An 11,861-nucleotide genomic window follows, 5' to 3' on the forward strand; every position below is an offset into this window, starting at 1 on the left:
GATACTCATTCGGCGCTCGCGTCCTCGCCCGTCGATCCCGATCCGAGGACGACGAGGAGATCTCCGCCCTCCACCTGCTGCACGCTACCGATGGCAAGTCGAGTGACGGTGCCACTCTTCGGTGCAGTGATCGCAGCTTCCATCTTCATCGCTTCGATGGTCGCGACCACATCACCGGCAGCAATCTTGTCGCCCTCGGCGACTGCGAGCGTGACGACGCCTGCGAACGGTGCGGGAACATGCCCGGAGTTCGATCGATCGGCCTTCTCGACCGTCGGCGCCTCGCTCGCGATCGAGCGGTCTCGGACCGACACAGGCCGCAGTTGTCCGTTGAGGATGCACATCACGGTCCGCATGCCTCGCTCGTCGGCGTCGGAGATCGCTTCGAGACCGATCAGCAGTTCGACGCCCTTCTCGAGCCGAACTCGATGCTCTTCGCCCTGACGCAGCCCGTAGAAGAACTGGTTCGCCGACAATCTGGACGTGTCGCCGTACTTCTCGCGGTGCGTGGCCAGTTCAGCTGTCGGACCGGGGAACAGCAAGCGGTTCAACGTGTCTCGGCGTTGCAGCGAGGTGCCGTCGAGCGACTTCTCGTCTTCGGCCGACACGGGCGTCTCCTGCTTGGCCTCGGACCGCCCTTCCAACGCCTTGGTACGAAGCGGTTCCGGCCAGCCACCGGCAGGAGTGCCGAGTTCGCCACGCAGGAAACCGATCACCGAATCGGGTATGTCGAACTTGCTCGGATTGTCTGCGAACTCCTCGGCCGATGCGCCCGCGCCGACCAGTGCAAGCGCAAGGTCACCGACCACTTTCGACGACGGGGTCACCTTCACCAACCGACCCAACATCCGGTCTGCAGCAGCATAATTCGCTTCCACGGTCTCGAATCGATCGCCGAGTCCGAGTGCAATCGCCTGCTGACGCAGATTGGACAGCTGCCCACCTGGGATCTCGTGGGTGTATACGCGCCCCGTCGGCGCGGGCAGACCGGACTCGAACGGCGCGTACACCTTTCGCAGCGCCTCCCAGTACGGCTCCAGATCGCACACGGCCTGCAGATCGAGACCGGTATCACGGTCGGTATGCGCTGCCGCGGCAACGATCGCCGACAGCGCGGGCTGACTCGTCGTACCCGCCATTGCCGCAGATGCGCCGTCGACTGCGTCGGCGCCGGCTTCCCACGCCGCGAGATAGGTAGCGAGCTGCCCACCCGGGGTGTCGTGCGTGTGCACGTGCACGGGCAGATCGAAGTTCGATCGGAGAGCCGTCACCAAGGTCTTCGCGGCGGGAGCACGCAACAGACCCGCCATGTCCTTGATCGCCAACACGTGAGCACCCGCGTCGACGATCTGCTCGGCGAGCTTCAAGTAGTAGTCGAGCGTGTAGAGCTTCTCGTTCGGGTTCGACAGATCACCGGTGTAGCTCAGCGCCACTTCGGCGATCGCGGTCCCGGTCTCGCGGACCGCGTCGATCGCCGGACGCATCTGGTCGACGTTGTTGAGTGCATCGAAGATTCGGAAGATGTCGATACCGGTGTCGGTGGCCTCCGCGACGAAGCTGCGCGTCACCTTCTCCGGATACGGGGTGTACCCGACGGTGTTGCGGCCACGGAGCAACATCTGCAAGGCGATGTTCGGCACCGCTTCGCGCAGTGCGGCCAGACGCTCCCACGGATCCTCGTGCAGGAACCGCAGCGCCACATCGTATGTCGCGCCGCCCCACGCCTCGATCGACAGCAGTTCCGGTGTCGTGCGCGCAACGTACGGAGCCACCATCAGCAGACCCGAGGTACGGACTCGCGTGGCGAGCAGTGACTGATGTGCGTCACGGAACGTGGTGTCGGTGACGCCGAGTGCCTTCTGGTTGCGCAAGTCGCGTGCGAACCCCTCCGGTCCGAGCGCGAGCAGTCGCTGACGCGAGCCGTCCACGATCGGCTTCGAGAAGTCCACTTCAGGCAGCTTGTCCTGCGGGTAGACAGGCGACGGTCGATCTCCGTGCGGCTTGTTCACCGTGACGTCGGCGAGATAGGTCAGAATTTTCGTACCTCGGTCACCCGAGCTCCGCGAGGTCAGCAGCTCCGGCCGCTCTTCGATGAACGACGTCGTCACCCGTCCCTGAGTGAAATCCGGATCGACCAGAACCGCTTGCAGGAACGGAATGTTCGTGGCCACACCGCGAATACGGAATTCGGCGACGGCACGCCGGGCTCGCGCCACCGCAGTGTCGAAGTCACGGCCACGACAGGTCAATTTGACCAGCATCGAATCGAAGTACGCACCGACCTCGGCTCCCAGAGTGGTGCCGCCGTCCAGACGGACACCGGCCCCACCGGGAGTGCGGTACGCCGTGATACGGCCGGTGTCCGGCCGGAATCCGTTCGCCGGGTCCTCGGTGGTGATGCGGCACTGCAGTGCCGCGCCGCGCAGCACGATGTTGTCCTGGCTCAGCCCTAGATCGGCGAGGGTCTCCCCCGATGCGATTCGCAGCTGGGCTTGCACCAGGTCGACGTCGGTGACCTCTTCGGTGACCGTGTGCTCGACCTGAATACGGGGGTTCATCTCGATGAACACGTGCTTGCCCCTGGCGTCGAGCAAGAACTCGACCGTACCTGCGCACGAGTAGCCGATCTCCCTGGCGAACGCCACGGCGTCGGCACACATCTTCTCGCGAATCTCCTGCGGGAGGTTCGGCGCGGGCGCCATCTCGATGACCTTCTGGTGGCGACGCTGCAGACTGCAGTCTCGCTCGAACAGGTGCACCACGTTGCCCTCGCCGTCGGCGAGGATCTGAACCTCGATGTGACGGGGGTCGATGACGGCCTGCTCGAGGAACACGGTCGCATCGCCGAATGCCGACTCTGCTTCACGCGCCGCAGCCTCGATCGACTCACGTAGTTGTTCCGGCTCGGCGACGCGTCGCATTCCCCGTCCCCCGCCGCCGGCAACAGCCTTGACGAACAACGGGAACGTCATCGACTCCGACGCCGCGACGAGCTCGTCGACATCGCTCGACGGTGCAGACGAAGCCAGGACGGGTAGTCCAGCACGTTTGGCCGCGGCGATCGCCCGAGCCTTGTTTCCGGTCAGCTCCAGGACTTCGGCCGACGGTCCGACGAACGTGATTCCGGCTTCGGCGCACGCCGACGCCAAGTCGGGGTTCTCGGACAGGAAGCCGTAGCCCGGGTAGACGGCATCGGCACCGGATCGCCTCGCGGCGGCCACTATCTCCTTCACGGACAAGTATGCCCGGACCGGGTGGCCCTTCTCACCTATCTCGTAGGCCTCGTCGGCCTTCGTCCGGTGAACCGAGTTACGGTCCTCGAACGGGAAGACCGCCACGGTAGCGGCACCCAACTCGTACGACGCGCGGAAGGCACGGATGGCGATCTCACCGCGATTGGCAACCAACACTTTGGAGAACATTCGCTAAACCTACCGCTGTCGACCGCCCCCGGAGCGATCTCCGTCTCGAGATGTGGGACGAAAAGACCGAAACGTGCTTCTGAAACGGTGCAGACCCGACAGACCTGTCAGGTCAGGACTTTTCCAGGTATTCGGCACGGTCGGATCTCCAGGCCGACTTCATCATCGACGCGACGCCCGGGTGTCGTGTCAGCTCGGGATCGACGTCGAACAATGTGCGGGCGCACGCGTGGGCGTCGGCGATGACGTCCTCGTCGTCGATCAGCGACAGCAACCGAAGACTGCTGATCGTGCCCGACTGTGCTGCGCCGAGGACGTCGCCCTCACGCCGGGTCGTCAGGTCGAGTTTCGCCAATTCGAATCCGTCGTTGGTGGATGCGACCGCTTCCAGACGCGCGAACGACATGCCGCCCGACGAGAGCTGGCTGATCATGATGCACAGACCTTGGTGACCACCTCGGCCGATACGACCACGCAATTGGTGGAGCTGACTGATGCCGAACCTGTCCGCGTCGACGATGACCATGACGGTCGCATTGGGGACATCGACACCGACTTCGACCACCGTCGTGCAGACCAGAACGTCGATTTCACCGGCGTTGAAGTCCTGCATGGCCGCGTCCTTGTCATCGGGGTTCATCCGCCCGTGCAGCAATCCCACGCGTAGATCCTGGAGCGGACCGCCGCCGAGGAGCTCGAACATGTCCAGCGCGGCCTTCGTCTCGGGAAGGTTCTTGCCGTCGTCCGTCGAGGATCTGGTGCGGGCCGGCTTCTTCTCGTCCTCGTCTCCCCCGATTCGGGAGCACACGACATAAGCCTGCCTGCCCTGGGACACCTCTTCTCGGATGCGCGCCCACGCGCGATTCACCCACGCCGGTTTGTCCTTGGCGGAGACGACGCTGCTGAGGATAGGTGCGCGGCCGCGCGGCAGTTCGTCGAGCGTCGACGTCTCGAGGTCGCCGAGTGATGCCATCGCGATGGTGCGCGGAATTGGCGTCGCCGTCATCACCAGCAGATGGGGACTGTTGCCCTCGCGCGCCTTCGATCGAAGCGCATCTCGTTGTTCGACACCGAAACGGTGCTGCTCGTCGATGACCACCAAGCCGAGATCCATGAATTCGACGCGATCCTGGATGAGTGCGTGCGTACCGATGACGATTCCGGCATCTCCGGTGACCGCATCCAGGAGCGCCGACCGTTTCGCTGCCGTCGACATCGAACCCGTCAACAGCGCGACCTTGGTCGCGAGTTCGTGTGAGCCGAGCTCACCTGCCGCTGCCAACGACCCGAGCATGGATTTCATCGATCGCGCGTGCTGCGCTGCGAGCACCTCGGTCGGCGCCAACAGCGCGCACTGGTGGCCTGCGTCGATGACCTGAAGCATCGCTCGCAATGCCACCACCGTCTTTCCCGATCCGACTTCTCCCTGCAACAGTCGCGACATCGGATGGCCGAGCGACAGATCTGCCGAGATCTCACCGGCGACCTTCACCTGTCCCGCCGTCAGCGTGAACGGCAGTCTGCGCTCGAATTCGGCGGCAAGTCCGTCCTCTCGCGGCGGGCACGGCGGCGCGCTGCGCTGCGACGCATCCTGCCGCCGTCCTGCGAGGACGAGCTGCACCGCCAGAGCTTCGTCGAACTTCAGCCGATCGCGCGCCTGCTCCTTCTGCTCCGCCGTGTCCGGGAAATGGATCCACCGCAGTGCCGTGTCCAGGTCCACGAGCTCACGCTCGGCGAGAACGTCGACCGGAACCGGATCGTCGACAGTATCGAGCTGATCGAGAACCTGGCGTACGCAGCGCATGAACGTCCAGCTCTCGATGTCCTTCGCTGCCGGATAGATAGGTACGAAACGGCGATCGAACACCGTCATGTCGACGCTTCCGGAAGAATCGACCGACCCTCGTGCAAGCCCCGCGAGAGCACCTCCGCCGACAATGCGCCCTGCTGGGACGACGGCACCGTCCTCGTCGTCGCCTCCGAGAATCACGTAACCGGGGTGGGTGAGATTCCACCGGCGCCCGAAGTACTTGACCTTGCCCGAGAACATTCCGCGGCGCCCGGGTATCAACACGTGCTTGAGCTTGTGCGGGCTGAAGAAGATCGCGTCGATCTGCTGACCGTCCGCAGCCAGGGACACCGACAGAAACTGCCCCTTGCGGTTCTTCATATCGCGCAATGTGGCCGACGCGATGGTGGCGACGATGGTGATGTGCTCGCCCTCGGGGGGCTCCTTCTCGCTCAGCTCGGCGCCTTGAGTCATGTACCGATGCGGGTAATAGCGGAGCAGGTCCTCGACGGTGTGGATGTCGAAGAGCTCGGCCAGCGGCGCGGACACCTTCGCACCGAGAACTGTGTCGAGCCGATCGGAGAGTTCAGCCATGTTCCTTCTCGTCCATCCCCTTCACCCCTCGAACATTCCCTTCACCCCTCGAACATTCCTTCCACTCGAGCACTCGTCAGCCTCGAACCGCTCGTCCGGTGCGACGCCGCGAGACTCACTCGACGCCGAGTTCGGCCAGATCTCCTGGTTGTCCGCCGGTGTAGACCACCACCTCGACGCCCGGATACCGGCCACGGACGTGGTGAACGAGCCGATCGCCGAGTTCTGCCGGTGCAGCCTCGCCCAGCAACAATGTGACCATCTCACCACCCACCGACAAGAGTTGATCGAGCAGGCTGCATCCCGCACTGAGCCCGTCCGGCCCGATGACGACGACTTCGCGACCGACGAGACCGAGCCCGTCGCCTGGCTCGCAGGTTCCCACCCAGGTGAGCGATCTTTCCTCCGCGATACGCAAAGACGCCCACCGTGTTCCCGCCGCCGCCTCCGACATGGCGAAGGCGTCATCGAGGGCAACCCTCGACGGGTCGTGCACCGCGAGCGCCGCCAAACCCTGCACCATCGAGCCCGAGGGCAGCATGAGCACTTCTTTGCCCGCGTCTCGGGACGCGATGCTGACCTGCACCAACTCCTGCGCCGACAGCGCGCCGTTCGGAAGAACCAACACCTCCGGGTGTCCGGATCCGACGATGGCTGCGCAGAGGTCTGCAGGTCCGACCGTCGCGGTGTCACTGCGCAGAACGATCGCGCCTTCCTCTACATACAGAAGCTCGGCTCCGTCACCGGCGACGACGGCAAGGATGTCGCGCCCGCCGGGCGACTCGGATGTGTCCTCGGTCGGCGCACCGGAACCACACCCGTCTCCCGATCCGAAGGCGGCGATCCGCACACCGTGGACCGTGCCTACCTCGAGTCCGACGTCGACGGCGAGTCCGGCGTTGGCGGTGTGGACGTGTGCCGACCACGAACCGTTGCCGTCTCCGGCAACGACGACCGAATCCCCGATCACCGACAGCTCCCGCCGAAGTCGCGCCGCACCGTCGTCGTCGATGCCGGAGATGCCGTACAGCACCTCGTACCCGAGGGCTGCGTCGTGTGGCGGTGCAGTACGTGCACTGCGAGATCCGTGCTCACCGGCTATCCGACGCGCGGGTGAATCGACCTGCCGGTGGTATCGCCTCCGCGACGGAGAATCACCGGTCAGGACCGAGGACAACGCGTCGAGCATCACCAAGAGCCCGAGTGCGCCTGCGTCGACGACACCCGCGGCTTCCAGTGCAGGCAATTGTCGCCGGGTTCGATCCAGTGCACGCGCGGCCGACTCCGCTGCACACCGGGCCACGGCCCCGACGTCGGAGCTCTGGTCGAGCGCACTCACATCCTCGGCAACTCTGGCGAGGACGCTGACGATCGTCCCCTGCACGGGAATGCTCACTACCTCGACGACAAGATCGGCAGCACGCAGCAGCGCGTCGATCAGCGCGGCCCCGTTCAACCCCTCCGATACGGCGACCTCGCCGACAGCGCGCAGCACCTGCGAGACGATCACGCCCGAGTTGCCCCGTGCGCCTGCCACCGCACCACGGGAAAGCGCCGTCGCCGCGGTGCCGAGGTCCGCCTCGGGGCCCGCCGCTCGCATGCTCTCGACCGCCGAGCGAACGGTGAACACGAGATTGGTCCCCGTGTCCGAGTCGGCGATCGGGAACACGTTGAGCTCGTTGATCTCGTCGCAGCGCGCGGTCAGATCGTCGACACATCTGTACGCCCAGGCACGCAGTTCCTCGACTCCCAGTACGGCAGGTCCCACTACCGCAGGTCCTACCACCGCAGGCGGTGCCCCGGCCTCCGCTTCAGCCACTCCCCACCCCTACTTCGGCGTCATCTCTTGCACTCGCGAACCATCCGGTCACACGACTCCCTTTACCGGCGGCTTGGCTCCGAATCAGCCTAGACTCGAACCCGATCGGGCACCCGCCGGAGGCACTCTCAGGTGGCGGTTTGGTTAATTGCAGGTACGCCGCTATTCTTGCAGGGTTGCTTGTTGCGACGCCGCGTGCTGTGCGCGTGGTGCGTTTCCATGCAACCGCCCTCATGTTAATGATCAATCATCTATCAAGGAGTTCGCGACTATGGCTGCCGTCTGCGACGTATGCGCCAAAGGGCCCGGCTTCGGTAAGTCGGTCTCGCACTCGCACCGACGGACCAACCGTCGTTGGAACCCGAACATCCAGACCGTTCACGCTCAGGTTGCCCCCGGCAACAGCAAGCGTATGAACGTGTGCACCTCCTGCCTCAAGGCCGGCAAGGTGGTTCGGGGCTGATCTGAGCCCTCCACGCCAGTGTGTCGACGGTGCCCCGCAGCTATCTCAGCTGCGGGGCACCGTCGTTTCTGTCGTCGAACGCGGGATACAGTGCGACGGTGACCAACAACGAAATCAAGAGTCTCGTCGACTTAGAGGACGGCGTACTGAAGATCACCGTCGCAACCGACGCTGCCGGCACTTCGCTCAGCGGACAGGCGATGGTCGAGGGCGTTGCAGCACTGCGGTCGCTGAACGCAGGCGATCTTCGATCCGGGTGCATCTTGTTGCAGAGCTCCGGTCCCAACTTCTGCGCAGGCGGAGACGTCCGTGCATTCGCCGGTGCATCCGATCGCGGCAGCTACGTTCGCGACGTTGCCGAGACGTTCCACGCCTTCGTCCGCGAATTGGCTGCGTCCACGGTGCCCATCGTCGCAGGCGTTCACGGATGGGCGGCAGGCGCCGGGATGAGCCTGGTGTGCCATGCCGACGTAGCGATCGGAGGCCGCGCGACGAAACTTCGTCCTGCCTACCCTGGCATCGGTTTCACGCCCGACGGTGGCCTGACGTGGACCCTCCCCCGCATCGTCGGCTCGGCCCGAGCACGCGACATCCTGCTCAACGACTCGATCATCAACGGCGAGGACGCAGTTCGACTCGGGATTCTCAGCAGACTCGTCGGCGACGACATCATAGGCACCGAGGCAGAGCGGCTCGCGCGCACGTTCGCTGCAGGCCCGACCAGTGCATTTCGCGGCGCCAAAGCATTGTTGTTGCAGTCGGAGACGAACACCTTGGCACAGCAATTGGATGCCGAAACCGAATCCATCTCGGCGTCCGCCGACAGCCCAACCGGGCGTGAAGGCGTCGACGCCTTCATCGAGAAGCGGCGGCCGGATTTCTCCTGACATCGACTCAGGGCAAGCGCCAGTCGATCGGTCGATGGCCACCCTCGGTCAACACATCGTTGGTTCTGCTGAACGGCCTCGAACCGAAGAATCCGCGCGAGGCCGACAGCGGCGACGGGTGCGCCGACTCGATACACGGAGTGTCGCCCAGCATCGGCTTCAACGTGGCGGCGTCGCGTCCCCACAGAATGGCGACCAAGCCGGCGGAACCAGGCCGTGCCACCAACGCGCGGATGGCTTGTTCGGTCACTGCCTCCCAGCCCTTCTTGCGATGCGACGCAGCCACTCCCGGCTCCACGGTGAGCACACGATTGAGCAGCAGAACGCCCTGATCGGCCCACGGCGTCAGATCACCTGTCTTCGGGGTGGGCAAACCCAGGTCCGCGGAGTACTCCTTGAAGATGTTGACGAGCGACCTCGGTATCGGTCGAACGTCCGGCGCGACCGAAAAGCTCAGTCCCACCGCGTGACCCGGCGTCGGGTATGGGTCCTGCCCCACCACGAGCACCCGCACCTCGTCGAACGGGCGCGTGAACGCGCGTAAGACGTTGTCCCCCGAGGGAAGGTAGCTGCGACCGTTGCCGGTCTCCTCACGGAGGAAGTCGCCCATGTGCGCAATTCGATCCTCGACCGGGGACAGCGCTCTGGCCCAACCACTTTCGACGACATCGGCTAGCGGCGCGCGCGTCATGACCCGACCCTGCCGGTACCGGCTGCCGACTGCTCGTCTGTCGGATCACCGCTTCGGGGCCGGTCGAGTAGTTGAATCACCATGCCCTGAAACATAGCCGACACCGCAACATAGCCGACACCGCACGCATCACCGGGAGAAACTCGACCACGCCTCGTCGCCCTCGTACGGACTGCCGTCGACCGTGACGCCCGACCCGTCGTGGACGGAACCGACGACCGACCAACCCGCCGGCAGTTCTGCATCCGGGGCGAAGGTACCCGCAAACGCGTGATCCTCCCCTCCCGCCAACACCCATGCGAGGGCGGAAAGTCCCAGTTCTTCTGCGACCGTGGCTATCTCGTCGTCGAGCCTCAGAAGACCGGTGTCGATGTCGATCGACACCGACGATGCGTCGGCGATGTGACCGAGGTCGGCTATCAACCCATCGGACACATCGGTCATCGACGTCGCACCCGCTCTGGCCGCGCGCACAGCGGCCGCATAATCCGGGCGCGGCACACGGTGCGCGTCGACGACATCGCGGTGACCACGCACCTGGGCCGTCAGCGCAGCCAGGCCGGCACCGGACCACCCCAGCTTGCCCGCAACGGCAACGACGTTCCCGCTTCGGGCACCGGACCTCAGCACCGGGGACCTGCCTTCCAGATCGCCCAGTGCCGTGATGGAAATCACGAGCGAGTCCGTCTGAACCAGATCGCCCCCGACAATCCCTGCCCCCGCTCGCTCCGCCTCGAGCCACAGCCCATCGGTGAGACCGTCGGTGACCGATATCGGCGTGTCCGCAGGACAACCGAGCGCAACGAGAAAACCGGTGCAGCGAGCACCCATCGCCGCGATGTCCGCAGCATTCTGCGCAACGGCCTTTCTGCCGATATCGATCGGACTCGACCAGTCGAGTCGAAAATGCCTGCCCTGCACCAACATATCTGTGGTCGCGACGACCGAACCGCCGGGGGCCGCGACGAGAGCCGCATCGTCTCCGGGGCCGAGTAACGTGTCCGGAGAACGAACTCGTCCGCGAGTGACTCGGTCGATGACACCGAACTCGCCGACGTCGGCCACGGTCCGGTCCTGTTCGACGCCTCGATCTCCACCGGTGTCTATGTCTGTGCTCCTCGATCGTCGGAATTGACATGCCGTCTCTCTCGCGCGTCGGCATCATTCACCTCTGCGGTACCTTTTAGCGGCAGCCGGGCATGACGGCGAACTGTTGTGACGAGACGTACGAGAACCTCAGCGACACTACCAACGCGTCGCGGCGAAGGAACCGAGAAGGGGCCAGTGATGGTGCAGACATTCGTCCTCGTACAGACCGAGGTGGGGCGCTCCTCCCTCGTCGCGTCGGCACTGAGAGACGTCTCGGGCGTGGTCTCGGCCGAGGCCGTTGTGGGCCCGTACGACGTGATAGTGCGAGCGGAAGGCTCGGACGAAGCCGAGGTCGGCGATATCATCGGCCGTATACAGAAAATCGACGCGATCACCCGCACGCTGAGCTGCCAGGTCGCCGAGAATCGCTGACAGCCACCTGTCGCGACACCGTGACAGACGACCACGACTTCACCCGAGGACGATGAAAACCGACGCCGAACCGACGAGCACCTCCGCCGCACCGCAGGAGGGCAAACGTCATCCAGCGGTCATTGCCACAGCAGTGGCGTTACCGGTAGCACTGCTCGTCGGAGTCATCATCGCGGCGGTCACGATCTCCGGCTCCTCGACCCGGGCGCCCGAGGCTCTCGGCCCGGTCGATGCACCTGCGGCCGACAGCGAGGAATGCGCCTCGCTTCTGGCGGCGCTGCCCGCTTCCTTGGGCGACTACGGACCGACCGAACTGGCCGAGCCTGCACCGGTGGGGGCACGGGCGTGGGCACTCGCCGACGACGTGTCGGAACCGGTGGTGCTGCGCTGCGGTCTGGCACGCCCCGAGGGTTTCGACGTCGCCGCCCCGCTACAGGTCGTCAACGGAGTGCAGTGGTTCGAAGTGTCCGGTGCCGACTCCGGAATCGACGCCAGCACGTGGTTCGTCGTCGACAGGGCCGTATATGTCGCCGTGACCATTCCGGGCGGATCGGGACCGACTCCGCTGCAGGATGCATCCAACGCGGTGTCCGCCGCGCTACCGCAGACACCACTCGATCCCGCCCCTCTGCGGTAGCCCGGCACCGCTGCGCCGGCACGGCACGTGCGTCAGAC

9 protein-coding genes are annotated in these 11,861 nt (G+C 65.1%); 4 read left to right on the plus strand and 5 right to left on the minus strand.

The annotated features are described in order from the left end of the window. Nucleotides 1-5: 5 nt before the first annotated feature. The 3 genes from RY1_RS04170 to RY1_RS04180 form a co-directional block, all read right to left on the minus strand. On the minus strand, nucleotides 6-3,422 hold the full coding sequence (locus RY1_RS04170; protein ID WP_072802171.1) for a pyruvate carboxylase: 3,417 nt from the start codon (nucleotides 3,420-3,422) through the stop codon (nucleotides 6-8). Nucleotides 3,423-3,534: 112 nt separating this feature from the next. Then, a complete protein-coding gene (gene recG / locus RY1_RS04175; protein WP_072802172.1) occupies nucleotides 3,535-5,805 on the minus strand; it encodes an ATP-dependent DNA helicase RecG in 2,271 nt (756 codons plus the stop codon). Nucleotides 5,806-5,920: 115 nt separating this feature from the next. Then, the gene (locus RY1_RS04180) at nucleotides 5,921-7,573 is read right to left on the minus strand and encodes a DAK2 domain-containing protein (RefSeq protein ID WP_072802173.1); all 1,653 of its coding nucleotides are present in this window, start codon (nucleotides 7,571-7,573) and stop codon (nucleotides 5,921-5,923) included. 322 nt (nucleotides 7,574-7,895) lie between these two features. Between RY1_RS04180 and rpmB the strand changes: the two genes are divergently transcribed. Further along, nucleotides 7,896-8,087: a 50S ribosomal protein L28 gene (gene rpmB / locus RY1_RS04185; RefSeq protein WP_008717389.1), complete on the plus strand. Its 192-nt coding sequence runs from the start codon at nucleotides 7,896-7,898 to the stop codon at nucleotides 8,085-8,087. Nucleotides 8,088-8,185: 98 nt separating this feature from the next. Continuing rightward, on the plus strand, nucleotides 8,186-8,974 hold the full coding sequence (locus RY1_RS04190) for an enoyl-CoA hydratase/isomerase family protein (protein ID WP_072802322.1): 789 nt from the start codon (nucleotides 8,186-8,188) through the stop codon (nucleotides 8,972-8,974). Nucleotides 8,975-8,981: 7 nt separating this feature from the next. Here the strand turns inward: RY1_RS04190 and RY1_RS04195 are convergent, their stop codons facing one another. Next, entirely contained in the window at nucleotides 8,982-9,665 is a 684-nt protein-coding gene (locus RY1_RS04195) for a uracil-DNA glycosylase (RefSeq protein WP_072802174.1), read from the minus strand. Between the two features lie 129 nt (nucleotides 9,666-9,794). Then, nucleotides 9,795-10,772 carry a thiamine-phosphate kinase gene (locus tag RY1_RS04200; RefSeq protein WP_072802175.1) on the minus strand — a complete coding sequence of 326 codons (978 nt, stop codon included), beginning with the start codon at nucleotides 10,770-10,772 and terminating at the stop codon, nucleotides 9,795-9,797. Between the two features lie 180 nt (nucleotides 10,773-10,952). Here RY1_RS04200 and RY1_RS04205 point away from each other — a divergent pair, with 180 nt between their 5' ends. Together RY1_RS04205 and RY1_RS04210 are read left to right on the plus strand one after the other, a co-directional pair. Then, nucleotides 10,953-11,186: an Lrp/AsnC ligand binding domain-containing protein gene (locus RY1_RS04205; protein ID WP_072802176.1), complete on the plus strand. Its 234-nt coding sequence runs from the start codon at nucleotides 10,953-10,955 to the stop codon at nucleotides 11,184-11,186. 52 nt (nucleotides 11,187-11,238) lie between these two features. Beyond that, entirely contained in the window at nucleotides 11,239-11,823 is a 585-nt protein-coding gene (locus tag RY1_RS04210; RefSeq protein ID WP_072802177.1) for a DUF3515 domain-containing protein, read from the plus strand. The last annotated feature ends 38 nt before the right edge of the window (nucleotides 11,824-11,861 follow it).

It is taken from the genome of Rhodococcus yunnanensis NBRC 103083 (assembly GCF_001895005.1).
Classification (GTDB): domain Bacteria; phylum Actinomycetota; class Actinomycetes; order Mycobacteriales; family Mycobacteriaceae; genus Rhodococcoides; species Rhodococcoides yunnanense.